General features: G+C 60.0%; 24 protein-coding genes and 1 pseudogene. 4 read left to right on the plus strand and 21 right to left on the minus strand.

The annotated features are described in order from the left end of the window. Positions 1-122: 122 nt before the first annotated feature. From HU742_RS12770 to HU742_RS12800, 7 genes are all read right to left on the minus strand, one after another. Positions 123-1,262: an alkene reductase gene (locus HU742_RS12770; RefSeq protein ID WP_186642723.1), complete on the minus strand. Its 1,140-nt coding sequence runs from the start codon at positions 1,260-1,262 to the stop codon at positions 123-125. Between the two features lie 135 nt (positions 1,263-1,397). Further along, the gene (locus HU742_RS12775) at positions 1,398-2,081 is read right to left on the minus strand and encodes a type 1 glutamine amidotransferase domain-containing protein (RefSeq protein WP_186642724.1); all 684 of its coding nucleotides are present in this window, start codon (positions 2,079-2,081) and stop codon (positions 1,398-1,400) included. 210 nt (positions 2,082-2,291) lie between these two features. Beyond that, on the minus strand, positions 2,292-2,894 hold the full coding sequence (locus HU742_RS12780) for a TetR/AcrR family transcriptional regulator (protein WP_186642725.1): 603 nt from the start codon (positions 2,892-2,894) through the stop codon (positions 2,292-2,294). An 80-nt stretch (positions 2,895-2,974) separates the two neighbouring features. Next, positions 2,975-3,289: an antibiotic biosynthesis monooxygenase family protein gene (locus HU742_RS12785; RefSeq protein ID WP_186642726.1), complete on the minus strand. Its 315-nt coding sequence runs from the start codon at positions 3,287-3,289 to the stop codon at positions 2,975-2,977. Between the two features lie 34 nt (positions 3,290-3,323). Further along, positions 3,324-4,298, minus strand: a complete 975-nt coding sequence (locus tag HU742_RS12790; protein ID WP_186642727.1) for a zinc-dependent alcohol dehydrogenase family protein — start codon at positions 4,296-4,298, stop codon at positions 3,324-3,326. A gap of 62 nt (positions 4,299-4,360) precedes the next feature. Beyond that, entirely contained in the window at positions 4,361-4,663 is a 303-nt protein-coding gene (locus HU742_RS12795) for an ArsR/SmtB family transcription factor (RefSeq protein WP_186610312.1), read from the minus strand. Between the two features lie 67 nt (positions 4,664-4,730). Beyond that, positions 4,731-5,645 carry a LysR family transcriptional regulator gene (locus HU742_RS12800; protein ID WP_186632479.1) on the minus strand — a complete coding sequence of 305 codons (915 nt, stop codon included), beginning with the start codon at positions 5,643-5,645 and terminating at the stop codon, positions 4,731-4,733. Between the two features lie 161 nt (positions 5,646-5,806). On the opposite strand from HU742_RS12800, the gene HU742_RS12805 reads away from it, so the two are divergent. Further along, positions 5,807-6,817, plus strand: coding sequence for a zinc-dependent alcohol dehydrogenase family protein (locus tag HU742_RS12805; RefSeq protein WP_186632966.1), 1,011 nt, complete (start codon positions 5,807-5,809; stop codon positions 6,815-6,817). A 43-nt stretch (positions 6,818-6,860) separates the two neighbouring features. On the opposite strand, the gene HU742_RS12810 is transcribed toward HU742_RS12805, so the two are convergent. Then, on the minus strand, positions 6,861-7,868 hold the full coding sequence (locus HU742_RS12810) for an NAD(P)-dependent oxidoreductase (protein ID WP_186632481.1): 1,008 nt from the start codon (positions 7,866-7,868) through the stop codon (positions 6,861-6,863). 109 nt (positions 7,869-7,977) lie between these two features. On the opposite strand from HU742_RS12810, the gene HU742_RS12815 reads away from it, so the two are divergent. Together HU742_RS12815 and HU742_RS12820 are read left to right on the plus strand one after the other, a co-directional pair. Beyond that, a complete protein-coding gene (locus tag HU742_RS12815; protein WP_186642728.1) occupies positions 7,978-8,589 on the plus strand; it encodes a TetR/AcrR family transcriptional regulator in 612 nt (203 codons plus the stop codon). A 30-nt stretch (positions 8,590-8,619) separates the two neighbouring features. After that, positions 8,620-8,865 (plus strand): annotated as a pseudogene (locus HU742_RS12820) (hypothetical protein); the annotation flags it as partial. Positions 8,866-8,894: 29 nt separating this feature from the next. On the opposite strand, the gene HU742_RS12825 reads toward HU742_RS12820, so the two are convergent. From HU742_RS12825 to HU742_RS12845, 5 genes are all read right to left on the minus strand, one after another. Beyond that, positions 8,895-9,320 carry a DUF1810 domain-containing protein gene (locus tag HU742_RS12825; protein ID WP_186632487.1) on the minus strand — a complete coding sequence of 142 codons (426 nt, stop codon included), beginning with the start codon at positions 9,318-9,320 and terminating at the stop codon, positions 8,895-8,897. Between the two features lie 64 nt (positions 9,321-9,384). After that, on the minus strand, positions 9,385-11,007 hold the full coding sequence (locus HU742_RS12830) for an acyl-CoA synthetase (protein WP_186642729.1): 1,623 nt from the start codon (positions 11,005-11,007) through the stop codon (positions 9,385-9,387). Positions 11,008-11,099: 92 nt separating this feature from the next. After that, positions 11,100-12,656, minus strand: a complete 1,557-nt coding sequence (gcvPB, locus tag HU742_RS12835; protein WP_186632492.1) for an aminomethyl-transferring glycine dehydrogenase subunit GcvPB — start codon at positions 12,654-12,656, stop codon at positions 11,100-11,102. Next, positions 12,653-14,056, minus strand: coding sequence for an aminomethyl-transferring glycine dehydrogenase subunit GcvPA (gcvPA, locus tag HU742_RS12840; RefSeq protein ID WP_186632495.1), 1,404 nt, complete (start codon positions 14,054-14,056; stop codon positions 12,653-12,655). The genes gcvPB and gcvPA overlap by 4 nt, the downstream gene beginning before the upstream one ends. 33 nt (positions 14,057-14,089) lie before the next feature. Beyond that, positions 14,090-15,256, minus strand: coding sequence for an ATP-NAD kinase family protein (locus HU742_RS12845; RefSeq protein ID WP_186642730.1), 1,167 nt, complete (start codon positions 15,254-15,256; stop codon positions 14,090-14,092). Positions 15,257-15,414: 158 nt separating this feature from the next. Here HU742_RS12845 and HU742_RS12850 point away from each other — a divergent pair, with 158 nt between their 5' ends. Further along, on the plus strand, positions 15,415-16,023 hold the full coding sequence (locus HU742_RS12850; RefSeq protein WP_186632500.1) for a TetR/AcrR family transcriptional regulator: 609 nt from the start codon (positions 15,415-15,417) through the stop codon (positions 16,021-16,023). A gap of 74 nt (positions 16,024-16,097) precedes the next feature. Here the strand turns inward: HU742_RS12850 and HU742_RS12855 are convergent, their stop codons facing one another. The 8 genes from HU742_RS12855 to HU742_RS12890 all read right to left on the minus strand — a co-directional run bounded on the left by HU742_RS12855 (position 16,098) and on the right by HU742_RS12890 (position 24,691). Continuing rightward, complete coding sequence (locus HU742_RS12855; protein ID WP_186642731.1) at positions 16,098-16,790, minus strand: type 1 glutamine amidotransferase domain-containing protein; 693 nt, start codon at positions 16,788-16,790, stop codon at positions 16,098-16,100. A gap of 93 nt (positions 16,791-16,883) precedes the next feature. Next, positions 16,884-18,206, minus strand: coding sequence for an NTP/NDP exchange transporter (locus tag HU742_RS12860; protein ID WP_186632506.1), 1,323 nt, complete (start codon positions 18,204-18,206; stop codon positions 16,884-16,886). Between the two features lie 67 nt (positions 18,207-18,273). Further along, entirely contained in the window at positions 18,274-19,272 is a 999-nt protein-coding gene (locus HU742_RS12865; protein ID WP_225923567.1) for an oxidoreductase, read from the minus strand. Positions 19,273-19,377: 105 nt separating this feature from the next. After that, positions 19,378-19,638: a DUF2790 domain-containing protein gene (locus tag HU742_RS12870; RefSeq protein ID WP_186632512.1), complete on the minus strand. Its 261-nt coding sequence runs from the start codon at positions 19,636-19,638 to the stop codon at positions 19,378-19,380. A gap of 164 nt (positions 19,639-19,802) precedes the next feature. Further along, entirely contained in the window at positions 19,803-21,176 is a 1,374-nt protein-coding gene (locus HU742_RS12875; protein ID WP_186642733.1) for a heavy metal sensor histidine kinase, read from the minus strand. Continuing rightward, complete coding sequence (locus HU742_RS12880) at positions 21,176-21,880, minus strand: heavy metal response regulator transcription factor (protein ID WP_186642734.1); 705 nt, start codon at positions 21,878-21,880, stop codon at positions 21,176-21,178. Before HU742_RS12880 ends, HU742_RS12875 begins: the two co-directional genes overlap by 1 nt. Before the next feature lie 160 nt (positions 21,881-22,040). After that, the gene (locus HU742_RS12885; RefSeq protein WP_186642735.1) at positions 22,041-23,294 is read right to left on the minus strand and encodes an OprD family porin; all 1,254 of its coding nucleotides are present in this window, start codon (positions 23,292-23,294) and stop codon (positions 22,041-22,043) included. A gap of 92 nt (positions 23,295-23,386) precedes the next feature. Further along, positions 23,387-24,691, minus strand: coding sequence for a CitMHS family transporter (locus HU742_RS12890; RefSeq protein WP_186642736.1), 1,305 nt, complete (start codon positions 24,689-24,691; stop codon positions 23,387-23,389). Positions 24,692-24,703: the final 12 nt, after the last annotated feature.

Raw genomic sequence — 24,703 nt, forward strand, 5'->3', positions numbered from 1 at the left:
AGCCGGGTAAATCAACGCTTCCAGGCCCGCCGATGTGCTGCTTCCCTGCCTTTAGGATCCAATGTTTTTTCGATATCCGCGTGCAACGCGGCGCTGCCCTGTCGGGAAAAGTAGTGATCCAATCAAGCGTGGGCTTTGCCCGGGAAATATCGCGGGTAATCCGTGAACCCTTGTTCATCGCCGCCGTACAGCCCCACGGTGTTCAGGGTATTCAACGGCCAGCCATTGGCGATGCGCCGTGGCAAGTCGGGGTTGGCGATAAATGGCCGACCGAACGCAACCAGATCGGCCATGCCTGACTCGATCAGGCGCGCCGCGCGGGTGGCGGTGTACAACCCGGCATAGATAATCCGTCCGGTGAAGGTACTTCTTACCTCACGGCGAAACGCTTCGGGCAGGTCCGGAGCGTTCGGCCAATCGGCTTCGGCGATGGACAGGTAGGCAACGCCCTCTTGCTCAAGCACCTTGATGGCTTCGATGTACGTCTGATGCGGGTCGTCCTCGACGAAGCCGATGTAGACGCGGTCTTCCTCGGTGCTTGAGAACAGCGGCGAGAAGCGCACACCCAGGCGATCGGACCCGACCACCGCGCTGACGGCTTGCACGACCTCACGCAAGAAACGCAGGCGATTGTGCAGCGAACCACCGTATTCATCGGTGCGCTGGTTGGCATGGGCGGAAATGAACTGGTTGACCAGGTAGCCGTTGGCCGAGTGGATTTCGACGCCATCGAACCCGGCGCTCAAGGCGTTGCGCGCGGCCTGGGCGTAGAGTTCGACCAGCGCCTTGATTTCGGCAACGCTCAGCTCTCGGGGGATGGACGGCTCGACCAGCGTGCCGGTGCCTGGGCCGGTTTCGATAAAAGCCTTGGCTTTCTGCGCCTGAACCGCCGACGGCGCGATGGGAGCGGCATTGTCCGGTTGTAGTGCGTGATGGGACACGCGGCCGACATGCCACAGCTGGGCAAAAATCACCCCGCCTTCAGCGTGCACGGCCTCGGTCACGGTGCGCCAGCCATCGATCTGCGCTTGGCTGTGGATGCCCGGCGTCCAGGCATAGCCCTTGCCGCGGGGTTCGATCTGGGTGCCTTCGCTGATGATCAAGCCAGCGCTGGCACGCTGCTGGTAATAACGCGCCATAAGGGGCGTCGGTACGTCGCCGGGCTGGCTACTGCGCTGGCGGGTAAGCGGCGGCATGACGATGCGGTTTTTCAGGGTGATGGCGCCCATTGAAGTGGGCTCGAACAGCGAGCGGTGTTCCATGATTCGCTTCCTGGGTGCGTCAGTCTCGGCGGCTCGAAGACCGCCCAGGCTGGGTATCTACAGTTGAGGTATTCGTCGAGGCCACTGGGCCGAGCCTTCGCGGCCGCAGCCCTGGCCCCGGCGAAGGGCGTTTCTTCAGACGTAGTTGAGCAGGTCTATCAGCGCCGTCGCGGCTTCGCTTGACGAACCCGGGTTCTGGCCGGTGATCAGCAGGCCGTCCCGAACCACGTAGGAAGACCAGTCAACGCCTTTGGAATAAACGCCGCCGTTGGCCTTGAGCATGTCCTCCACCAGGAACGGCACTACGTCGGTCAGGCCCACTGCCTCTTCTTCAGTATTGGTGAAGCCGGCGACTTTTTTGCCCTGGACCAGCGGAGTGCCGTCAGGCTTCTTGACGTGGCGGAGCACGCCAGGTGCGTGGCATACCAACGCCGCGGGTTTGCCGGCGGATTGGAAGGACTCGATCAACTGGATCGAGACCGGATCCTCCGCCAGATCCCACAGCGGGCCGTGACCACCCGGATAGAAGACAGCATCGAAATCGTCTGGCGAGACACTGTCCAGACGCACGGTGCTGGCGAGCAATGCGGAGGCTGCGCTGTCAGCCTCGAAACGGCGAGTCAGCTCAGTCTGAAACGAAGGCTCGTTACTCTTCGGATCAAGCGGCGGCTGCCCTCCTTTCGGCGAAGCCAGGACGACCTCAGCGTTGGCGTCCAGGAACGCGTAGTAAGGCGCCGCCAATTCTTCGAGCCAGAAGCCGGTTTTACGGCCGGTGTCACCAAGAGTGTCGTGGGAAGTCAGTACCATGAGAATTTTCATTTTTGGATTTTCCAATTTCAGATAAAGAGTTTATTAGACTGGTCGTCTACTAGCGGGACGGATCGAAAGTTGCTGGGCCTTCTTGACGTGTGGCTACCTTAATAACAATTAGACCAGTCGTCTAGTTCTCTTTTGGTTTTTTTTCGATCGCTTTACTGGAGGTTCTGAAGGTGTATCGGGACCGCGAGGAACGCGGCCCGCCCACAGGGATCAGGAAAGGTTGAGAATCTGACGCGTCGTCGACATCGCCGTCCCAAAGGGCTGGACACTCTTGGTGATTTTCACCATGACACTGGCGCCGACCCACAATTGATAGAGGCTCTGCGCGACCGCATGGGGCTCCCCGGCGGTTGTCAGTGACCCTTGCGCGACGCCGGTCTCGATCGCCTGCGCAATGCGGTCGGTAATACCCGACGTACCTCGCTTGAGCACTGCACGCATCGTCTCCGAAAGGTCGGCCACCTCCACGCCCAGTTTCACCGCCAGGCATTTACCCTGGCAGTCCTGGAACGATTGGGTTTGCTGCCAGATGTCCCAGTATTTCATCAGGCGCTGGGCCATGGTCAGGCCAGGCAGCGCAAGGACTTCATCCAGCTCGGCCAGATAGGCCTCGAAATAGCTTTCCAGCAGCGCCTCGCCGAAAGCGTCCTTTGAACCAAAGTAATGGTAAAACGACCCTTTCGGCACACCAGCGGTGGCCAGGATTTCATTCAAGCCCACGGCGGAATATCCTTTCGCGGCCATGATTCGTTGGCCTACATCGAGGATTTCCTGGCGGACGTCGGTGGTTTCGCGGGTCTTTGGACGGCTCATGGGCGGCATCTTATTCTTTACTAGACGATCAGTCTACTAGGGGCTCAAGCGCCCTCCTCCACTTGGCCCCGACAGGGCGATCAGGGGAAAGGCGCGAGATCCGAAAACGCCGCCTCCTCAATATGGTAGACCGTCGGCTCTTCGGAAAAATATTCCTCCAAGCCCATCATGAACACCCGATGGTCTTCACTCTCTTCAAAACCTGGCGTGTGGTCCTCAAGCGATTGCCATCGCACGATCAGATTGAATTGCTCGGGCGTTTCAATCCCTTGCGCCAGCAAATGACCGCAGTAACCCTTTGCGCGGGTAAGCAAGGGAGCGACCTCGGCAAATGAACCTTTGAACGATTCAATGCGTTCTTTGTGAATGGGCAGCAGAGCGATCTCGTAGATCATGGCGTTTCTCCAGATTGATTTGATGACTGCGCACTCACGGAATGAGCGATGGCTCGACTGCAATCGCGATTTTTCCTTGGAGACCATTGTTGGGGCTCTCCAGCCGCGCATGGGCGAGCGCGAGGTCGGCGAGTGAATAGACGGCGCCGACGTGCGGGCGCAGCTGACCGCGCTCTATCAGGGTACTCAACTCGTCCAGCTTGCCGCGGTTTTGTCGAGTGAAAACGAAGTGATAACTCGCGTTCTTGCCCCAGGCCTGGATGACGTTTTGTGGCTGGGCAATGTCCACGATGCTGACAACCCGGCCAAGTTGAGCGAGGGCGTCGGAGCTGCGGGATAATGTGTTGCCGCCGATGGTGTCAAACACCACATCGACGCCGCGGCCATTGGTTTCCCGATTGATGGCGTCGACGTAATCCTCCTTTTCGTAGTCGATGAGCACATCGGCACCCATGCTTCGTGCGAATTCAAAGTTCACTTCTCGCACCGTCGTGAAGACCCGCGCTCCAATGGCCTTCGCCAACTGGATCGCTACATGACCGACGCCCCCCGCGCCGCCGTGTATCAGAATGCTCTCGCCCACTTTGAGGGCTGCACGCACGACCAATGCTTCCCACGCCGTGCCGCCAACCAAGGTCAGGCTCGCCGCCTCAAGATGGCTCAGCGAGGCGGGTTTCTTCCCGACGATGCTTTCGGCAGCGACGTGGTACTCGGCATAGCTTCCTGGCCCATCAAATATTTGCGGGGTGTACCAGACTTCGTCTCCTGGAACGAAGGCCGTCACACCCGGCCCAACGGCTTCGACAACGCCAGATACGTCGTGGCCGGTACTCGCCGGCAGTGGCACTAGGTCGGCGTAATCACCCCGTCGGACCTGGAAATCCAATGGGTTGATGGAGGTTGCGTGGACTCGGACCAGGACTTGTCCCGACTGGGGCACGGGCTTGGGCACGTCGCTGAGCTCGAACGATTCAGGGCCGCCAAATGATTTCAGGATCATCGCTTTCATGGGTATCTCCTCATATCTACAAAAAGGGATATCGAGATATCTCGATATGCTGCGGTAAAAAATTACAGCTCTTTTCCAATGATCTCGGCCAGGGCGCTGATGGTTGCTTCATTCCGTTTGTAGTAAGTCCACTGACCGATGCGCCTGACCTCTACCAGGCCCACTCGTTGCAACGTGGCCAGATAACCCGACACCGTTGACTGCGAGAGTCCGATGCCTTCTTGAATACTGCTGACGCAGACTCCCACCGTGAGAACGTCACCCTCATCCTGCGGAGGGAAGTTCTTTGCGGGATCCTTCAAGCCTTTCAAGATTTCAAGGCGTGTAGGATTCGAGAGGGCTTTGAATATTTCGATCAGTTCCATACCCCGAGGATATCGAGATTTTTCGATATGTCAATACGCAACGTCAATTCAGTTTCTGGCCAGCCTGCTATCTCTCCAGCCACTGCCCAAAGAGCTGAGGTAATTGCACGCGCATCCACTCGATAAACGCTTGAACTTGCGGGGCCAGGTGAGACCTGCTCGGATACAAGACCGATACAGGTCTAGGACGAGGTCGATAGCGCCGAAGCACCTCGACCAATGAACCGTCAGCAAGGTAACGGTCAAGGGTAATGCCAGGCGCTTGCAGAATGCCGAAGCCGGCAACGCCGCATTCCACATAGGCGTTGGACTCGTTGACTGTGATGCCATGGCGACTGACGTAGGCTCGCTCGCTAGCACCATCGATAAACTGCCAAGGCAACGGGCGCTGGTTCTGGCCGGAGAGAAACGTGACGCCACGGTGCGCGCTCAGGTCATCAAGCGTCTTGGGTTCTCCATGCTCCTGAAGGTATCTGGGCGCAGCGCAAGTGATCATCGTGGCGTGGCCGATGCTACGGGCGACGAGACTCGAATCGGGCAGATCGCCGATACGCAGCGCGCAGTCCACGCCCTCCGCCACCAAGTCCACTGTCCTATCCGTCACGCCAAGTGCCAGCTCGATGGCCGGGTATCGCGTGGTGAAATCCCTGAAGCTCTCGATGAGCGCCGGCTGGGAAAAAGCTGTCGGGATGTCGACACGTAGCCGTCCGCGCATCGCCGAGCCTGGCAGCCCAAACATCGAAGTGGCCTGCGCAACGTCGCCAAGAATGCCTTTCACTCGCTCGTAAAAGCGCTCACCTTCAGAAGTGAGCCGCACCTTTCGCGTGGTTCGCTGGAATAGCCGCACGCCTAACGAAGTCTCCAGCTCTTGAATCGCACGACTGACTTGGGGGCGGCCTAGCTGCAAGGCGTCTGCCGTTCGGGTGAAGCTGCCGAGTTCGGCCAGCCTGGCGAACACCTGCATTGACTGAAGCAACTCCATGGGACCTCTTTCTGTTGTTGATTGTTAACGCCAGAACGACAAGTTTTAGCAAAACTATTGCCATAAGACATACCAATCTTGTGCCTGTCCGCGCATTTATTGCGCCCCTCCCCTGCGCAACACTGTCGCCAGTTGGTTCCTGTCCCTCTGGAGAAAGACAAATGAAAGCGTGGCTTCTGAAAGATTTTGGTCTCGACAATCTTGTACTGGATGAAACTCCCACCCCTGTACCCAAGGTCGGCGAGTTGTTGGTGAAAATTGGCTCGGTCTCCCTGAATTTTCGTGACAAAGCGATCATCGATGGTATTTACGAACCCCATCTGGTGCCCAAGCCGTTGATCCCGGTGAGTGACGCAGCAGGGACCGTGGTCGCGGTCGGCGAAGGCGTCAGCCGCTTCAAGGTGGGTGACCGCGTTAACTCGCATCTGTATTCGAGCTGGATCGATGGCGAGCCTGGCCCGAACGAGCCTGCCTACTGCTTGGGCATGCCGCTCCCAGGCGGCTTGGCCGAGTACATGATCATTCACGAAGAAAGTGCCGTTCGGGCGCCAGATAACATGTCGGATGAAGAAGCGTCGACCTTGCCGATTGCAGCGCTGACGGCTTGGTATTCGTTGGTGGATTATGGCCAGATTCAGCCAGGTCAGACAGTCCTCGTACAGGGGACCGGGGGCGTCTCGATTTTCGCGGTGCAGCTGGCGACCGCGCTTGGCGCCAAGGTTATCGTCACCTCAAGCAGTGACGAAAATCTGCAAGCGGTGAAGAAGCTCGGCGCTGTCGCCGGCGTGAACTATCGGACCTTCCCACGCTGGGAAGAACAAGTGCTGAAACTGACCGACGGCAAGGGCGTGGACCTTCTGCTTGATGTTGCCGGCGGTGAAGGCCTGAATCAATCCATCCTGGCGACCAAGGCCGCCGGCAAGATCGCGCAGATCGGCTTTCTGACCGGGCAAATCACCACGCTGAGCCTGATGCCGCTGATCTTCCGCCAGACCACCATCCGCGGCATTGCGGTCGCGCCTCGCTCATCGTTCGACCGCATGAACGAATTCCTCAACCAGCACGCGATCCGCCCGGTGATCGAGCAGACCTATGCGTTCGAAGAAGCGCAGCAGGCCTTCCAGCACTTGGCTCGTGGGGCGTTTGGCAAGGTGGTGATCAAGGTTTCGTAGAACTGCAGTAGCCGCCCTCGCCTTTTGGCGGTTGTTTTGCAAGTCAATACACCTGCAACTGGCGCAACTCCCCACCCTCTTCCTTGAGGCGCTCCAGATACACATCGGCGTTCAGCAATTGATAAGGAAAATGGAGCCCCGGTGAAGTCGGTGGATACCCATCCAACCCAGTCAGACGCTCCAGCAGCATGGCGACGCTGAGGCCGGTCAGTGCCGCCGCACCCGCAGGGTGAATCACGGCATGACGTGTGCGCAGCGGTTCACCCTTCAGGCCTTCGCCGGCGAGCTCGATGATGATCTCGGTCGACATTGGTTTACCCTGGCGTCGGGTTGAACTCACCCCAATACCAATGTTGAACTGGACGTTAGCCGCGCCCGTCGCGGCGGCCAGGCCGGCGACATCGATGGAGGAGAAACCAGAGGCTTCGATTTCCGTGCCGTCTACCGCGTGGAATCTAGTCTTGGACTCTTCTCCTTCGCGCCAGACGAACACACCGTCGCGCCGCGTCATTGCGGCGGGCAGCATTTTATTCAGGTGTTCAAAGTCGCTGGCGACGGTCGGGCCGCCGGTGTCCTGCTCATCGACCAACGCGTTGATACGGATGGCGTTGACCCGTCTGAACGCCCGGGCAATGCTCAACGCCGATACGGTCGTCGCGCCCACCAACCATTCATAACCGAGGACGATAGGCGAGGCGTCAGGCGTGTGAATATGCATTGCGATTTCCGGCGCGATCTCGAAGACTCCGGAGGAAATGCTCAGGTGCGGCACTCGACGTTTTTGCGCATAACGTAATCCAGCAAGTGCGTGGTCCATATAAAAAACCACGACGGCGCTGATCGGGCGATCGCCGAGGCCCAGGTCTTCGGCGGCGGAGTCAATCACCACGGCCTGCGCCCCACTCATTTGCTCGGCGGCCCGCTGTGCCTTGGCAAGATCGCGACCGCCAATCAACAGCGGCACGTCAGGATGGATCGCGCGCAGGGCGCGGGCGGTTTGATGACCAATGGCGCCAGAACCGCCCATGAACAAGATAGGATCAAGTGACATTGCAAATTCTCCTCGTTTTTTGGGTTACACCTACTGTTAGTAGGTAAGCTAGCACAACATCACAAACTTTTGCCTACCATTGGTAGGTTTCTTGATTTGGAACGACAACGTGCAGAAAAAAATCGAGCCCTCCTCCACCGATTCATCGCCCCGTCGGCTTTCCAAAGCCGAACGGCGCAAGCAGTTGCTCGACACCGCCTTATTGATCGTGCGCGAGGAGAACGCCGACCGCTTGACCCTGGGCCATCTTGCCGTTCGCGCTGGCGTGTCCAAGCCTGTCGTGTACGATCATTTCGGCACCCGTTCGGGCCTGCTGATCGAGCTCTACAAGTGGATCGATACCGAGCGGGTCAGCGCTTTTCGTGAGGCGATGGCCAACACTGCGCGTAGCCCGCAGGAGACAGCTCAAGTCCTGGCCAGTGCCTACATCCAGTGCGCTGCGGACAATACCGACGAATTTCATGCGGTGGGCGCTGCCCTGGCCGGCAGCGAAGAGAAGGCGGCGGTTTTTCAGGAACTGCTGGATAACTGCGTGCAGATGTTCGTGACCGTGCTCGCGCCTCACGCAACGTTGCCCGCCGTCGAGCTTGACCGCTGCTGCGTTGGCCTGATTGGTGCGGGAGAGGCGCTTTCGGGTGCCTTGGTCAGGGGGCGACATGGCGAGGACGAAGTCATTGAAGCGTTCGCTTCGCTGATCCGAGGCGTTTTGAGTTCGAACTGAGCAAGCCCCCTTTCGTAGCAACAAGCTTGATCAATACCTGCCAACCTGATCGTTGGCGTCACCTTGGCAACCTCGGCGGCCATGGTGATCGGCGAGTTCAACGCCGGCAAGGACAACTATGCCGGTTTGCTGGTGGCGTTGCTGGCATCGCCGTTGGGCACGTAGCGGGTGATCCTGATCCTGGCCGTGCTGACCACGTTCCTGGGAGCCGCCGCGCTGTGGTGGTTTGCCAAGACACGAAGCCCGTTGATGCTTGAGGCTGACCGGGAAGCCTGAGCGTGAGATCGGCGTTACATCGGCTAGGTTTACTGCCCAAGCAAGAGCAGGGTCTTGCGGTCTGGCTCCCCCGAATAAAACTGGTCGAGTGCCTGTTGATACACAGGGGATCCGGACGGGACATTCATGAAAAGCGTAAGACAAGAGCGAAACTTCAGGTCATCGGGCGAACCGAATATCTGCTCGGCACTGACCCCTCGGTGCTGCAAAACGGCTGCAACGCTCGCCTCCAGCCTGGGGCCGAGCAACTCGTGCTGTAGATAAGCGCGAGCCTCGGCAGGGCCGGAAATCGCAAAGCGTCCGGCCATTTCGGAACGTCCGAGCCCCTGGAGTTGCGGAAAGACGAACCACATCCAGTGACTGGTCTTGCGGCCCGCGCGCAGCTCGTCCATGACTCGACTGAACACCGGGCGCTGGGCCTCGACGAAACGGGACAGATTGAAAGTATCCTGCATGATTCTCTCTCCTGCGTCAGTGAGCGCGTCAGGCAGCGTGACGCCCGTCCGCGCTCCGCTCTTATCAAAGTGCCCCGGCCCAGTCGCGCAGCAGATATTTCTGGACCTTGCCTGTCGAGGTTTTCGGCAGCTCACTGAACACCACGGTCCTGGGCACCTTGAAGCCCGCCAAATGCTCACGACAGAACAGGATGATGTCGGCTTCCTGAGTGTCCTGGCAGTCAGCTTTTAGATGGATGTAGGCGCAAGGGGTTTCACCCCATCTTTCGTCGGGCCGGGCAACCACGGCCGCCTCGAGTACACCAGGGTGGCGGTAGAGAACGGCCTCGACTTCGATGGTGGAAATGTTCTCCCCGCCGGAAATGATGATGTCCTTGAGACGATCCTTGATTTCGATATAGCCGTCAGCATGACGAACGGCCAGGTCACCGGTATGGAACCAGCCACCTTCGAACGCTTCTAGCGTCGCCTTGGGATTTTTCAAGTAGCCCTTCATGACGGTGTTCCCGCGCATGAAGATCTCACCAACACGTGTGCCGTCGAAAGGCACCGGCTCAAGGGTTTGCGGATCGGCAACCATCAACCCTTCCAGGGTCGGATAGCGCACGCCTTGACGCGACTTGATCTTCGCACGCTCAGTCAATGGTTGTTCGTCCCATTGCGCTTGCCAGGCGCACACGGTCACCGGTCCATAAACTTCGGTCAGGCCATAAACGTGGGTGACTTTGATGCCCATCTCTTCGACCGCACCGATAACCTTGGCTGGCGGTGCCGCGCCCGCCAGCATGGCATCAACCGGATGATCAAGGACGACCTTCGCCGATTCGGGCAGGTTGGCCAACCCATTGAAGACAATCGGCGCACCACATAGATGGCTGACCCGGTGTTCGTTGATCAACGAAAGGATCTTTTGGGGATCAACTCGACGCAGAAATACATGAGTCCCAGCCAGTGCGGTGACTGTCCACGGGTAGCACCACCCGTTGCAATGGAACATCGGCAAGGTCCAAAGAAACACCGGGTGGTGCCCCATCGCCCAAGTCATTTGGTTGCCCAGCGAATTGAGATAGGCACCACGATGGTGGTAGATGACGCCCTTCGGATTTCCGGTGGTGCCAGATGTGTAGTTGAGCGAGATGGCCTGCCATTCATCTTCAGGCCATTGCCAGGCGAACTGCGGGTTGCCTTCAGCAAGAAACGCTTCATAGTCCAGGTCGCTGACGGCGGTGCCCTCGCCGAACTCCGGATCGTTCACATCGACCACCAGTGGCGGATGAGCGAGCAACCTCAGGGCGTCACGAATAACGGCGTGAAACTCCCGATCGGTGATCAGCACCTTGGCTTCGCCGTGTTCAAGCATGAAGGCTATGGCCTGCGCATCCAGGCGAACATTCAGGGTGTTAAGGACCGCGCCGATCATCGGCACGCCGAAATGCGCTTCGAGCATCGCCGGGATATTGGGCAGCATGACCGCCACCGTATCGCCCTTGCCGATACCTCGCCGGCTCAGTGCACCGGCAAGGCTGCGGCAGCGCTCGTAGGTGTGTTGCCAGTTGCGGCGTATCGAGCCGTGGATGACCGCCGGATACTGACCGTAGACAGAGGCCGTGCGCTCAATGAAGCTCAGGGGGGACAGCGCAATATGATTGACTGCCGAGGGCGCCAGGTCCGTTTCGAAAATCGACATAAGAATATCCTGTATGGCTGATTGTTAGCTCTGTTCAGGCGCTAACGGCCCCACCTGATCGATGAGACCGCTGCAACGGCGTAGCTGGCGCCTCAAGCAGTCTGCTGCTTGTTCTTGCGCAAGTAAGCGCGCCAGGTCATGGCCCAGTGTTCCGGGTCTTCCAGCGGTGCGCTTTTCAATCGGTGGATCGCCTGGTTATGCGGTGACGTCTTGACGATCTCCGGGTTTGAGTAGGCCTCGTCGGATATCTGCGCGAGCACCGCAATCCAGGTGTCCAGCGCCTCCTTACCGTACATCTCGCCCGGCTCGGGCGTAAAAGGTTCCGGCACCAGCCATGGGTGATGGCTGCTCCACATCGGGTCAATACCGAAATCGCTCATGCGATTCTGCACATCGTGGACGTCGACGCCGGTGTCTTCCTTGAGTTGCTCGAGGCTATAGCGTGTCATCTCCATCCTCGGGCTCGTGGCTTCGGGATGGGAACGGGTTACGCCGCGTATCGCCAGCAGGCCTTTTTCCATGTAGTTGTTGGCCAGGACCGAGATGTCCGAGGCCTCTGCCATCCCGTCCGCCCCCATGGAACGGCACCATGCATAGGCCTTGAGGATGACCGGAACGTTGCCCCAGAACTCGCGGATCTTGCCCGAACTCAGTGGACGGTCGTAATCGAGACTGTAGCGATCACCGTCAAAGTCCACCACCGGTGCCGGCAGGAACGGAGCAAGTTGCGCCGAACAACCATAGGCTCCCACTGCCGGTCCCCCTACTCCACTTTTAGGCGCGCCGAATGTCTTGTGCAGCATGAACATGCACGCGTCGAAGCCCAGCTCTCGCGCACGAATCTTGGTCATCGCACCGTTGAAATTGGCGTGGTCGTAGAAACACAAGCCGCCTGCTTCGTGCACCACCTGCACCCACTCGCGGATGTGCGGGTTGTACACGCCCATGTCGTCGGGATTGTTCACCATCAACGCGGCCGTGCGATTGGACACCGCGGCCTTGAGCGATTCGAGTGATGGGTACCCGTTCTCCTCGATCATCAGGGTGATGACCTTGAACCCGGCGGCAGCGGCAGTCGCGGCACTGCTGGGGTGGGTCTGGATCGTGGTGATGATCTCGTCCCGTTGTTCCAGTTCGCCACGGGACGCGTGGTAGGCACGGGTCACGGCGCAGCTGGTATACGCGGCGTCGGCACCGCCGCCCGCCTGGAAGATGAACTGATCCATGCCGGACAACTCGCGCAGGATGGTGTCCATGCCATGGACGATTTGCAGCGCGCCTTGCAACGTGTCCTCGTCCTGATACGGATGAACATGAGTGATTTCCGGACGCCAGGCCATCGCCTCGTTGATTTGGGCGTTGTACTTCATGGTGCAGGTACCGAACAGGCTGATGTTCATCATGCCCAGCGTCTGCTGGGACAGTCGTAGGTAGTGATACAGCACTTCGGGCTCCGACATCTGCGGCAAGGCCGGCTGACGTGAGCGGCGCATGTTCGCCGGAATCAAATCCCCGGCACTGCCGACCGCTGCCTGAATGTCCGCTTCGGCCTCGGAAAAAATCACCCCCCGACGGCCCGGATAGCCCATTTCCAGAATGACGGGTTCGCTCCAGACCGGCGCATGGTATTGCTTGAGTGTCGTGCTCATTGTGCGATGACCTTTTTCAGTGCAGTGCTTAGCCGCTGGATATCAGCCTGGGTGTGGATCTCGGTGACGCAGTACAGGGCGCTGGCCCCCAACGCTGGAAAATCCTGCGTCAGGTCTTTGCCGCCGAAGATTCCGAGTACGAGCAGCTGCTTATTGATGTCCTTGACGCTCAACCCAGTGGCGTCGAAATTCACGACGAACTCTTTGAAGAAACCGGAAGGGAACGTCACCTTTACGCCCGGGATTTCGCCAAGGAGCTTCGCTGCGTAGTGGGCACGTTGCAGAATGAGATTGCCCACGTCCTCGAAGCCTTTTGGTCCCATCATCGCCATGTACACGGCATTGGCGATGGCCCACATGTACACTGAGTGGCCAGTCCAGTCGTTGCCCTTGTCGCGCAAGCCGTAGGACGATTGTTCGAATAGGCTCAGGCCAAAACCGAATTCACCAGGCTCGATGGTTTCGGCGATGCTGATGAACAGCGTCGGGTATTGGTGGGCGTACAGCTCCTCGTCGCGGGTGGCAATAAAGCCGCTGACGCCGCCACCGCAGTTCATGTGCACGCCGAGCGGCTGGGTAGTGCCCACTACAATGTCAGCGCCGAAATCAATCGGTGCAGCGAGCACGCCCAGGGAAATCGGATCGACACCGACGATGACTTCGGCACCCACGGCATGGGCGATGGCGGCGATCTCCGCGCCCTGCTGCTCGATCACACCGAAGTACGACGGCGTTTCGAAATAGACAGCCGCCGTTTGCGCCCCGACGCAAGCGCGAAGGTGATCCAGGTCAAGCAAGCCGGTGTTCGGGTCGTAGTCGATAAGTTGGACTGCGATGTGGCCGGGCATCTCCACGGGCTCGCAATAGTTGCGGATGACCGACAATCGCTCAGGGTCGATGGCACGAACCACCGCCACTTCGCTGCGCCCGGTGATGCGCGTGGCCATGCGGATGGCGTGGCCTGCGGCACAGCCCCAACTGCGCACAGGCAGACCGACCAGGTCCATGTTGAGCAATTCACCGAGCTGGCTGCAGAATTCAAACCAGGCCTGATTGCGACCGTGGTCGGAACTCGGCTCGCCAAAGACTGAGGTCAGCCACTCGTTGCGACGAACGACCTCGTCGCACGCCGCGGGAACGTGGTGCTGCCAACAACCGGCGCCGAGGAAATTCAGGTTCTGCTCGCAGGTCCTGTTCTTCGACAACGTACTGACCAGGTGCCGGCGCAGCTCGCTTTCATTAAGTGCCGGCGGCAAATCGATCGGACGTTGCAGTCGGTGCTCAGGGGGAATCTGTCGGAACAAATCCTCTATGCTGTCGACACCGATCGAGTCGAGCATCTCCTGTTTGAGCGCGGGAACAGAGTTCGCCATGTAGGGGTGGGCGACATGATGATTCATGGGGTTATCCTCATTTTCGAATGAAACAAATGATCAGGCGCGAACCCTGAAGAAGACGGACCGGTCAGGTCCTGTGTGCACGCGTATAGGGCTGCTGAGCATGGCGTCGACTTCGGCGTCACCCGTGTCGACCCGCAGGCAGCCGGAATCCAGGGAAAGCAGCTTGTTCATTGAAGCGATGACGATGATGCGTTCACGCCCTACCCGGCGGATGATCTCGGCACTGATCTGCTGATTGCCACGGCCGAACAGGCTGCCGTGACCGCCAAGGACGCCAACCACGATGTGGGTTTCGCGCCCTTTCATCAGACGGATCAACCCATGTTCATCGAGATCAGCGCCAACCAGAGCCCCGTCCATGATGGCGTCTACGCCCAGCAGCGTCGAAGGCAGGCCGAGTCTGTCCGTGACCCGCCGTGTCGTGGTGCCCGGTCCCAACAGGTACAGGCAGCCGGGTTTCATTTCCCTGACAACCTGCCGGGATACGGCATCGAGCGCCATGTCTTCATTGGCAACGGAACCTGACTTGGCGTTTTGCGTCAAATGCCGCTCGTGCGGGCTGCGCGCATACCCATAAAGGCGCGCCGAGAGCTGATCGCTGCGCATTGCAGCCTCGTCGATGTCCATCACCTCGGCGTCGCGAACGCGTACCGAAGGTTGGGCGGCAATGAATCGTGCAGCCAGATTTCCAGCGCTTTGCGCCGTGGTGCCGAAAACGGCGGAATACATCTTTACACCCGCGGGGATGCCGAGGATCGGCAGCCGGTCCCCGACGATGCTCAGCACATCCCGTGCCGTGCCGTCACCACCGGCAAACAGCAGCAGGTCAACCGATGTATAAGCCATGACCAACGCAGCGTTTCGCGTGTCGTCGGGCCGGCTCTCGCCCTGTGGAGACGCGTAGACGACAAGTGGGTCGAGACCGGCGGCCCGAGCGACGTCTTCGCCCAACGCCCCAGAGCCGGTCACCAGTCGGAACGACGTCGCCGAAGCCGCCAGCCGCTGAAGCGCGAGCAAAGCCCGCTCGCTTGAGACGGGCCGCGCACCACGGCGGCGCGCTTCCTGCAGCACCTCGACACCATCGGTGCCCTTCAATCCCACAGCTCCCCCCATGCCGGCCACCGGGTTGACGATAAATCCGATGGTTTTTTCTAAACCGGCGGGATGAAGTGGAACTTCGAAATCGCGCTGTTCACGCATTGGTCGGTATCCTGTGCTGAATGGCGGGCCGCAGGGCCGGAAAACCGGCCCACAGGGCCAATTGCATACGCCGCGTATGTCAGACACAATACGACATACGCCTTGTATGTCAATTCACATACGCAGCGAATGTTAAATTTTCTTCAAGGAAACGACCGATGGCGCAAAAGCGTGCGGACATGATTGCAGAGACCCGTGGCAAGCTGATCAAGGCTGCGCGAGACGCATTTGCCGCGAAGGGATATGCGGAGAGTTCGATGGATGACCTGACCGGTCAAGCGGGCCTGACCCGTGGGGCGCTGTACCATCACTTTGGAGACAAAAAGGGTTTGCTGCAGGCGGTGATCGCCCAGATCGACGAAGAGATGATGGCGCGCTTGTCGGTGATCATTGACGAAGCGAGCACGACCTGGGACGGCTTCATCGATGAATCCATCGCCTATATCAAGATGTCCCTGGAGCCGGAAATCCAACGCCTGGTATTCCTCGATGGGCCGGCTGTGCTGGGCGATCCATCGCAATGGCCGAGCCAGAACGCGTGTATTCGCAGCACCCAGCACAGCCTGGAAAAGCTGATCGATGAGGGAACGATCCGCGCGGTCGACACCGAAGCAACGGCGCGGCTGGTCATGGGTGCCCTGCTTGGCGCTTCCTTGTGGATCGCACATGCCGCGGATCCAGAGGCGGCTTCGGAAAAAGCCGTCGAAAGTTTCCGGGCATTGGCTTCCGGATTGCTGCTGACAGGCAATGCTGCGAATCAGTCGTGAACAAATGGCGGCTAGCCGAATGACCTAGAGCCCAGCCGCCTGGGCAATCCGCAACCGCCAGTTGCGACGCTGACTCAGGCCGTCTGTTCCTGCTTCAGCCGCTTGAGCAGCGCCTCGGCAGCGGCTTCGGAGGAGGCAGGATTCTGACCGGTGATCAGGTGCCCATCCTCGACTACATAGCTCGCCCAGTCCGCGCCTTTGGCGTACTCGCCTCCCTTGGCCTTGAGCATGTCCTCCACCAGAAACGGCACCACGTGCGTCAGCCCCACCGCCTCTTCCTCTGAGTTGGTGAACCCGGTGACTTTTTTGCCTTTTACCACGGGTTGGCCATCCGGTGCGTTGACGTTCTTCAACACGCCAGGGGCATGACAAACCGCCGCGATGGGTTTGTTCGAGGCATAGAAGGCTTCGATGAGAGTTTTGGAATCGGTGTTCTCAGCGAGATCCCAAAGGGGCCCGTGGCCTCCTGGATAGAACACGGCATCGAAGTCATAGGGGTCGACCTCGCCCAGTGGCAGCGTATTGGCCAATGCCGCTTGGGCCTTGGTATCGGCACCGAAGCGGCGAGTCGCATCGGTCTGGGCATCCGCTTCATCGCTCTTGGGGTCCAGCGGCGGTTGGCCGCCCTTTGGAGAAGCCAGCGTAACCGTGGCCCTGGCGTCGACGAACGCGTAATAGGGCGCGGCAAATTCTTCCAGCCAGAAACCGGTCTTCTGGCCGGTGTCGCCCAACTGATCGTGAGATGTGAGGACCATTAGAATCTTCATGTGAACCTATCCTCCGAACGTGAATGGGCGAAGTGCGTTCGCCCTGCATTACTGTCAGAGGCTGTGTTGAGATGGACGTTCAACAAACGTTCTTCATGCCCTGGCCGAAATCGCCGCCAAGCGCAGCTCCCGGGAAGCGGCATAGTCGGCCTGCCGGCCCAGTTGCCAGCCCAGGTATCCCCACAGCAACGCGCAACACGCCCCCACCATCGCGGCCATACCGGCGCCCTGCCCCAGCATGTCGAGAAGACTCTTGGCCCAGCCACTCATGGCGTCGCCGGCACGATAGACCACGGTGTCGATAAAATTCTTGGCCTTGTATTTACTCTCGGCATCCAACGGCGCAAAGAGCATTTCCCTGCCCGGGCGCACGAACGCGTACTCGCCGATGCGTCGCACGATCATCAATGTCGCAAGCAGCGCAAATCCAGGCGCCAATGCAAGACCGACGAAGCCGATGCACATAAGCAACGGCACGATGGCCAACAACGCACGGATCCCCAGCTTCGGCGCGATACGACCGGTGATGAACAGCTGGGACAGCAAGGCGCCCGCCTGGACAATGATGTCGATGGTGCCAAAGATGCGGACTTGCGAGGCTCGGTCCGGGTAAAGCTCGGCCACCAGGCGTGCCTGCTCAAAATAGAGAAAGGTGCTGACCGTCGCCAACAGCACCACGAACCCGGCGATCCCCAGCAGGTATGGCGACTGGAACACCGCCGTCAAACCACTGAGCGGGTTGCCCTGCAATGGCTGGCGCGGGCTTTGCGTCGGCGCGGCGCCAGGTCGGCCAGCGCCGCCCGTTTCGCGCCATTTCATCAGCGCCCGCTTCAATACCAGCGTGACACCGAGCAGCAAGGCCGCCAGCAGCATCAAGCCTGACGCACCGATGGACTCGATGAACAGCGCACTCAGGGCCGGCCCCAGCAGGCCGCCGATGCTGGCGCCCGCCGCGATGAAGGCGAATAAACGCTTGGCCTGCTCGCTGTCGAAGACATCCGCCATCAAGCTCCAGGCCACCGACACCACGAACAGGTTGTAGACCGAAATCCAGACGTAAAAGACCCTGGCCAACCAGATACTGTCCGGCTGGAACTGGAAGACCTCGACGAACATCAGCAGGTTGAAGCCGAAGAAGCCGTACACCCAGTCGATGAGGCGCAGGCGCGGCACTCGGGCACTGAGCCAGGCGAATAAAGGAACGGCCACCAGCATGGCTACGAAAGTAGCGGTAAACAACCATTGCAGGTTCTCCACGCCCGCCGCGATGCCCATCGACTCGCGGATCGGACGCAGCATGAAATAACCGGTGAACAGACACAGGAACAGCAAAAAACCGCACAGCGCCGGGCGCAGTTCACCGTCGCGAGCATTTAGGGCGAGGCTCAGCCGATGCAGATAGGAAGGCGTACGCATGGGAACTCCAAAAAACAGCTACGGACCAGAGGGGTGGGCACGGAACGAGACCGTGTCCGAGGCGGCATCAGGGATAGATAACGCCGGTCAACCGTTCGGAGACCGCCCAAAGCCGCTCGGCATCCGCTACGTTGGTCGCCGCGACGGGCGTCTTGGCGAAGCCCAGCGGACCGCGTTTCTCCTCGTCCCCAGTCGGGCCGTAATAAGCCCCGCCCACGGTCTGCGGCGCCGTGGCGGCATACAGCGTGGGCAACGCCCCTTGCGCGGCTGAGTGGTACACGTCGCGGTCCTTTGCCCAGCGCTGGCCGAACTCGCTGTTGAGACCCGGACCCCGCGCAATCAACTCGGTGACCGCAACGCCTGGGTGCGCGGCAATGCTGCGAATTCCCCACTTCTGGGCATCACTGCGCCGTTGCAACGCAAAGGACCAATGCAGGATCGCCAGTTTCGACTGCGCGTAAGTCACATAGGGGTCGTACTTCTGCTCGGCCTGAAGGTCATCGAAGTTCACCGTACCGCGCGCCGCTGCAATGCTTGAAAGGCTTATCACACGGGCGTCCTCGCTTTGACGCAAGAGCGGCACTAGCAGGCCGGTCAATGCGAAATGGCCCAGGTAATTGGTCGCCAACTGGAGTTCGTAACCGTCTGCCGAAGTGCCGCGTTCGGGCGGCGCCATGATGGCGGCATTGTTGATCAGCACGTCGAGGCGCGGCAGCTTCTGGTTAAGGCGCTGGGCCAGGCCGCGCACGGATGAAAGGTTAGCCAGGTCCACGGCCTCGAACTGCACCTTGGCGTCGGGCACCGCCTGTTGGATCCGGGCGATGGCCTCGGCGCCGCGTTCTGGATTGCGCGCCGCAATAATCACTTCGGCACCGGCGCGCGCCAGCGCCAGCGCATCCTCGTAACCCATGCCGCTGGTGCCGCCGGTGATCAGTACGATCCGGCCCTTCTGGGATGGCATGTCGTTGGTCGACCAGTCGGGTTTCGGGGCAACTCGTGCCGAAGCCTCGATGCTCATGACGCTGAGCAGCGCAACGCCGGCGGCCAGCGTCCGGGCCAGTCTCATCAGCGGACTTGTGCGGTTTTTTGAGTCGATTGCGCAAAAGCTTGTTGTTGTATTCCACATGGTTGAGTGCTCTCTATTTAAAGGATTAACCGACACGGCCGGCGCTCACTGGATGGCGCACGCATCAGCCAGTTGCAGAAAACTCACCTGGCGGATTTCGCCGTGCGTATCCACGTAGGTCATTTTTGCCGGCACCACTTCGCACACCGGCGATTGCGGTGCCTCGATACGAATGGCCTGGGCGACGTCCAGCGGCATGCCGTACTCGTAGGCCGGTGGTTGCGCTTGTTCTTTGGCGAAGAGAGGTGAACCGCTCAAGGAGATGACCGCCAGCAGGCTGACGATCGATAGGTGCTGGATATTCATGATGGACTCCGCGACTGCCTTTACCGGGATGGTGGTAGCACTCTAGGAGGGGGACGCTGACGTCAAGGTGACTGGCGCCTGACAGGAACATGTCAAGCGCCGGCGAGGGAGAAACGTCGGCTTGCGCTGACTGCAACAGCGCCAAGCCGATCGTTTGGCGGCGACTAACGCGCCGCCTGGCTCGTCAGGGAAAAACCGAAGGTATTGAGGCCGTTCTTGCTGTAGGCGAACACACGGCCGCCGTGCATGGAGGCCACCGCCCGCACGATGGAAAGCCCCAGGCCATGATGCGCATCACTTCGCGCCCGGGCGGCGTCGGCCCGATAGAAACGCTCGAACAAGCGCTCCAGGTGCACGTTGTCAATCGGCTCGCCGGCGTTGGAAACGCTCACTTCAGCCTGCATGCCATGGCTGACCAGACTCACCGTGATGGTGCTGGTCGGCACCGCGTAGCGCGCCGCGTTCTGAATCAAATTGGCCAGGGAGCGATGGAACAGGCGTCGGTCGATACACACCTGCATGTCGCCCTGGATCACCACGCTCAGCTGCTTGTCGTGCAGGACCGGCTCCAGATACTCCACCGTCTTCAACGCCTCTTCATTCAGCGAGACATCGCTGAGTTCGGTTGCCCGTTGCCCGCTTTCGGCACCTGCCAGGAACAGCATGTCGTTGACGATGGTGCCCATCCGTTCCAGCTCTTCGAGATTGGACTGCAACAGATCCTGAAGCTCGTTGACGTCCCGCCCGTGGGCCAACGCGACCTGCGTCTGGCCGATCAGGTTGGTCAGCGGCGTTCGCAGTTCATGGGCGACGTTGGCGTTGAACCCTTCGAGCTGGCACCAGGCTGCTTCCTGGCGCGCCAGGGCACCATTGAATGACACGGCCAATTCCTGCAATTCCCCTGGCAGCGCCTCGGTGTCCAGTCGCTGCTTCGAATCCCCCGGCGGCAGGCTGTTGGCCTGGCGGCTCAGGCGCCTGACCGGCCCCAGGCCGAAACGCGCGATCCAGTAGCCCAGCAGCGCGACCAGCACGACGCCCAGCGCCGAGGTCAGGACCAGGGTCTTGGTGAAATTGTCCAGGGTCTTCATGAACGGCGTTGAATCGAGCCCGACGATAAAGCGCACCTCCGGTCGGCTGCCCATGGCCGCGATGGTCTCGACCATCAGCATCATGGGCCGATCCCGGCCAGGTACCTCGACGGTGGAAAAACCATCCGGGCGCTTGGACCAATCCTGGCCGTCCGGCATCGCGCCGCCATAACTGTAGGCCGGGTTGTCGCCCAGGACCCAATAACGCACCCGCTCGTCCGCGGGCGTCAGGCCATCGAGCTTCTGGCGCAAGCCTACCCAGAATTCCGGCGAATCATATTTCGCGAGCACGGGGTCGAGTACGGAGTGGCGCAGGGTCAGTTCGTTTTGCATCTGGTCTTCAAGCGATTGCTTCAAGGAACAGCGCAACAGCGTCGCGCTCACGGCGGTGATGAGCGTGACCGCGAGGGCAAACATCAGGGCAAGCCGCTTGGCTATCGATCCTTTCATCACTGCGCGCCGACTTGCCTGTCGCAGGCCTCACGACTCTCCAACACATAGCCCATGCCCCGGACGGTGTGCAGCAGCTTGCGCGGATACGGCGCGTCAACCTTGGCGCGCACGCGCTTGATCGCGACCTCGACCACATTGGCGTCGCTGTCGAAGTTCATGTCCCAGACCTGTTCGGCAATCATCAACTTGGAAAGAATTTCGCCCTGGTGCCGTGCCAGCAGGCTCAACAGGCAGAACTCCTTGGCCGTCAGGTCCAGCCGCAAGCCGCCACGCGTTACCTTGCGCGCTTGCAGGTCGACTTCCAGATCGTCGATGCGCAAGTGCGTCGGGTCGGCGCTGTCATCGGCGCGACGTCGGATCAAGGCCTGGACGCGCGCTACCAGCTCGGCAAAGGAAAATGGTTTGGCCAGGTAGTCATCGGCGCCCTCTCGCAGTCCGCGGACACGATCATCCACCGTGCCCCTGGCCGACAACATGATCACCGGGGTTTTCTTTTGCAGGCGCAGCCCTTGCAGCACGCCGTAGCCGTCCTTGCCTGGCAGCATCACGTCGAGGATCACCACGTCGTAATCCATCTCCAGCGCATAGTGCAGGCCATCGATGCCATTGGTGGCGACATCGACAATGTAGCCGAGCTCACTCAAGCCGCGATGGACGTAGGAGGACGTCTTTTCTTCGTCCTCGACAATGAGCAGACGCATCAAGTAATTCCTCTGCGGAAACGGGGGCAACCTACAGAGTCTAGACAGCAAAGGTGTCTGGAGGCTGACCGCTTCCTGACATTCCTGTCAGAAATGGATCCGGTTGCCCATTTGCACGAAGCATCGACGCACTGCCAAGGGCGCGGTAGCGGTCATGAAACTACCAAAGCGCCACATCATAAGTGAGGTAGAGACGGTTGCTATCGCGTCCCCGTGAAAAATCCGAGCGATAGACATAGTTGCGCAGTTTCACGCCCAGCCCCTTGAAGTTGCCTTGCTGCACCACATAGGCAATTTCTGCGTCACGCTCCCATTCCTTCACGGCGGTGTTGGACTTGCCATCGTTGCCGCTGAGGTAACGGGTGGAAAACGTCAGGCCGGGCACGCCGAGGCGAGCGAAATCGTAGCCGTAACCGAGCATCCAGGTCTTTTCGTCTTCTTCGATGAATTTGCCGATCCCGGCGTTGCTGAAGGAATAGACGGTGGCGCCGCTGATGTAAGGCAAGCCCCCTTCCCCGCTGAGCCTTTGATAGCCGGCGCTGAGTGTGTGGCCGGAGACGGCGTACGACAGCAGACCGCTGAGCATGTCGTTATCGACTTTACCGCCGTAGGCTGAGCCCGAATCGGCACTGTTGAAGTAGCGCAGGTCGCTGGTCAGCACGCCGGCGCCCAGCGGCAAGTCATGTTGGATGCCAGCAAAGTTCTGCCGGTAGAAGTTTTCCAGCTCGCCGTAGAAGTAGCTCAAGCGGACAGTTTTACCCAGCTTGTAGTCGCCGCCGGCATAACTGAAGTCGCCTGACTGGTCGCCGCCATAGCCGTCGGGCACGATCGGCATGCTGTCGCTTGAGTCCCGCAGTTTGAAACGCTCCAGGTGCCCGCCGGTGAGGGTGAGGTTGTCAATGTCGTTGCTGCTGACCTGGGTCCCCTGGTAGGTCTGGGGCAACAGGCGCGCATCGTTGTAGATCAGCACCGGATTCTTCGGCAATAAGGTGCCGTATTTGACCGTGGTCTTGGCGACACGGGCCTTGGCGGTCATGCCCGCGCTGGCAAACTCATCGGCGGCGCGGCCGTCGTCATGCACCGGTAGCAGCCCGGTGCCGCTGTGGCCACGCCCAGAGTCGAGCTTGACCCCGAGCAGGCCGAGGGCATCGACGCCAAAACCGAGAATGCCTGGCGTGTAGCCGGACTGGTAATCCAATAGAAACCCCTGGGCCCATTCGGTCCGTTCACTCTTTGCGGTCCTCGCCGACCGTGCGCTCATGCCGTGCTCATCGCGAAAGTTTTCGTTGAAGTAGACGTTGCGCAGTTGCAACTTCAGCTTGCTGTCGTCGATGAATCCTTCGGCGTTGGCCGTGGCCAGCGGCAACAGGCCAAAGAATGGAAACAAAGCCCTGCGGGTCAGGTAAATACTCATGTCGACTTTCTCATTGTTGTTATTAGGCACGCACGCCAGCGCACTCCCGCGGGCGGGAGCGTCAGGCAAGCAATAGAGGGTGCGAGGGTGAATCAGGAAAACAGCGTCAGCGCCCCGGTCAGCAGCGCCAGTGCGGTAATCACCAGGGAAGTGAGCACCGCCCATTTGATCGTGGCTTTCTGGAAATCGCCGAGATCGCGGTCGACCATGCCCACCAGCAACAGCGTCGAGGCCACCAACGGACTCATCAGGTGCACCGGCTGGCCGAGAATGGAAGCCCGGGCGATTTCCACCGGATGAATGCCGTAAGCCGCGGCAGCGTTGGCGAGGATCGGCACGACGCCGAAGTAGTAGGCATCGTTGGACAATACGAAGGTCAGCGGCATGCTGGTAATTGCCACCACCAGCGGGAACAGATGGCCCCAGGACGGCGGAATCCAGTCGACCAGGGTCTGCGCCAGCGCATCGACCATTTTCGTCCCGGAGAAGATCCCGGCAAAGATGCCCGCCGCGAACACCAGCAAGACCACGGTCATGGCGTTGCCCGAATGAGCGAGGATGCGCTCCTTCTGAATATCCAGTTGCGGATAGTTGATCATCAGCGCCAGGACGAAACCGATCAGGAACAGGATCGCCGAGTGCATGATCCCCATCACCAGCGCGACCATCACCGCGATCACCAACAGCAGATTGACGTAGGCCAGTTTCGGGCGCTTGTGTGGCGTGTCTTCCATGATCGCGTTGATGTAGCAGTTACCGCCGCCGCTTTGCAGCTGGACGTTGCCGATGCGCTTGCGCTCGGCACGGCCCAACAGGAATGCCGTGAACACCACCCATGCGGCCCCACCGATCATGGTCGGCAGCAACGGCACGAAGTACTCACCGGCATCCAGGCCCAGCGCTGCGATGGCACGGGTCGCCGGGCCGCCCCAAGGGGTCATGCCGCTCATGATGCTCAAGGAGAGCATGGACACGGTCGCCAGGATCATCGGGTTCATGCCGATGCGTTTGTACAGCGGCAGCATCGCGGCACAGGTGATCATGTAGGTGGTCGTGCCGTCACCGTCCAGCGCCACCAACAGCGACAGCAGCGCAGTGCCCACGGCGATCTTCATCGGGTCGCCATTGACCCGTTTGAGAATCTTGCGGATCAGCGGATCGAACAGGCCGGCGTCGATCATCAGGCCGAAAAACAGGATCGCGAACAACAGCAGTGCCGCCGACGGTGCGACCATCTTCAGGCCATCCAGCATCATCTTGCCGGTGGTCCCGCCAAAGCCGCCAAGCACCGCAAAGACGATCGGCACCACCGTCAGGGCGACGATGGGCGACAGCCGTTTGGTCATTATCAGGAAGGTGAAGACCACCACCATGGCCAAGCCAAGTAAAGCGAGCATATGTCAGATCTC

The sequence above is a fragment of the Pseudomonas marvdashtae genome, from assembly GCF_014268655.2.
Classification (GTDB): Bacteria; Pseudomonadota; Gammaproteobacteria; order Pseudomonadales; family Pseudomonadaceae; genus Aquipseudomonas; species Aquipseudomonas marvdashtae.

Bases quoted from the DNA above. Each gene is read 5' to 3' on its own strand.
- HU742_RS12850 (WP_186632500.1), top strand. From the start codon at position 15,415: ATGGCGCAAAAGCGTGCGGACATGATTGCAGAGACCCGTGGCAAGCTG.
- HU742_RS12795 (WP_186610312.1), bottom strand. From the start codon at position 4,663: ATGGAACTGATCGAAATATTCAAAGCCCTCTCGAATCCTACACGCCTT.
- HU742_RS12880 (WP_186642734.1), bottom strand. From the start codon at position 21,880: ATGCGTCTGCTCATTGTCGAGGACGAAGAAAAGACGTCCTCCTACGTC.
- HU742_RS12865 (WP_225923567.1), bottom strand. From the start codon at position 19,272: ATGAGACTGGCCCGGACGCTGGCCGCCGGCGTTGCGCTGCTCAGCGTC.
- HU742_RS12870 (WP_186632512.1), bottom strand. From the start codon at position 19,638: ATGAATATCCAGCACCTATCGATCGTCAGCCTGCTGGCGGTCATCTCC.
- HU742_RS12830 (WP_186642729.1), bottom strand. From the start codon at position 11,007: ATGTCGATTTTCGAAACGGACCTGGCGCCCTCGGCAGTCAATCATATT.
- HU742_RS12810 (WP_186632481.1), bottom strand. From the start codon at position 7,868: ATGTCACTTGATCCTATCTTGTTCATGGGCGGTTCTGGCGCCATTGGT.
- gcvPB (WP_186632492.1), bottom strand. From the start codon at position 12,656: ATGAGCACGACACTCAAGCAATACCATGCGCCGGTCTGGAGCGAACCC.
- HU742_RS12770 (WP_186642723.1), bottom strand. From the start codon at position 1,262: ATGGAACACCGCTCGCTGTTCGAGCCCACTTCAATGGGCGCCATCACC.
- HU742_RS12860 (WP_186632506.1), bottom strand. From the start codon at position 18,206: ATGCGTACGCCTTCCTATCTGCATCGGCTGAGCCTCGCCCTAAATGCT.
- HU742_RS12875 (WP_186642733.1), bottom strand. From the start codon at position 21,176: ATGAAAGGATCGATAGCCAAGCGGCTTGCCCTGATGTTTGCCCTCGCG.
- HU742_RS12885 (WP_186642735.1), bottom strand. From the start codon at position 23,294: ATGAGTATTTACCTGACCCGCAGGGCTTTGTTTCCATTCTTTGGCCTG.
- HU742_RS12780 (WP_186642725.1), bottom strand. From the start codon at position 2,894: ATGAGCCGTCCAAAGACCCGCGAAACCACCGACGTCCGCCAGGAAATC.
- gcvPA (WP_186632495.1), bottom strand. From the start codon at position 14,056: ATGAATCATCATGTCGCCCACCCCTACATGGCGAACTCTGTTCCCGCG.
- HU742_RS12775 (WP_186642724.1), bottom strand. From the start codon at position 2,081: ATGAAAATTCTCATGGTACTGACTTCCCACGACACTCTTGGTGACACC.
- HU742_RS12825 (WP_186632487.1), bottom strand. From the start codon at position 9,320: ATGCAGGATACTTTCAATCTGTCCCGTTTCGTCGAGGCCCAGCGCCCG.
- HU742_RS12790 (WP_186642727.1), bottom strand. From the start codon at position 4,298: ATGAAAGCGATGATCCTGAAATCATTTGGCGGCCCTGAATCGTTCGAG.
- HU742_RS12845 (WP_186642730.1), bottom strand. From the start codon at position 15,256: ATGCGTGAACAGCGCGATTTCGAAGTTCCACTTCATCCCGCCGGTTTA.
- HU742_RS12805 (WP_186632966.1), top strand. From the start codon at position 5,807: ATGAAAGCGTGGCTTCTGAAAGATTTTGGTCTCGACAATCTTGTACTG.
- HU742_RS12800 (WP_186632479.1), bottom strand. From the start codon at position 5,645: ATGGAGTTGCTTCAGTCAATGCAGGTGTTCGCCAGGCTGGCCGAACTC.
- HU742_RS12855 (WP_186642731.1), bottom strand. From the start codon at position 16,790: ATGAAGATTCTAATGGTCCTCACATCTCACGATCAGTTGGGCGACACC.
- HU742_RS12890 (WP_186642736.1), bottom strand. From the start codon at position 24,691: ATGCTCGCTTTACTTGGCTTGGCCATGGTGGTGGTCTTCACCTTCCTG.
- HU742_RS12785 (WP_186642726.1), bottom strand. From the start codon at position 3,289: ATGATCTACGAGATCGCTCTGCTGCCCATTCACAAAGAACGCATTGAA.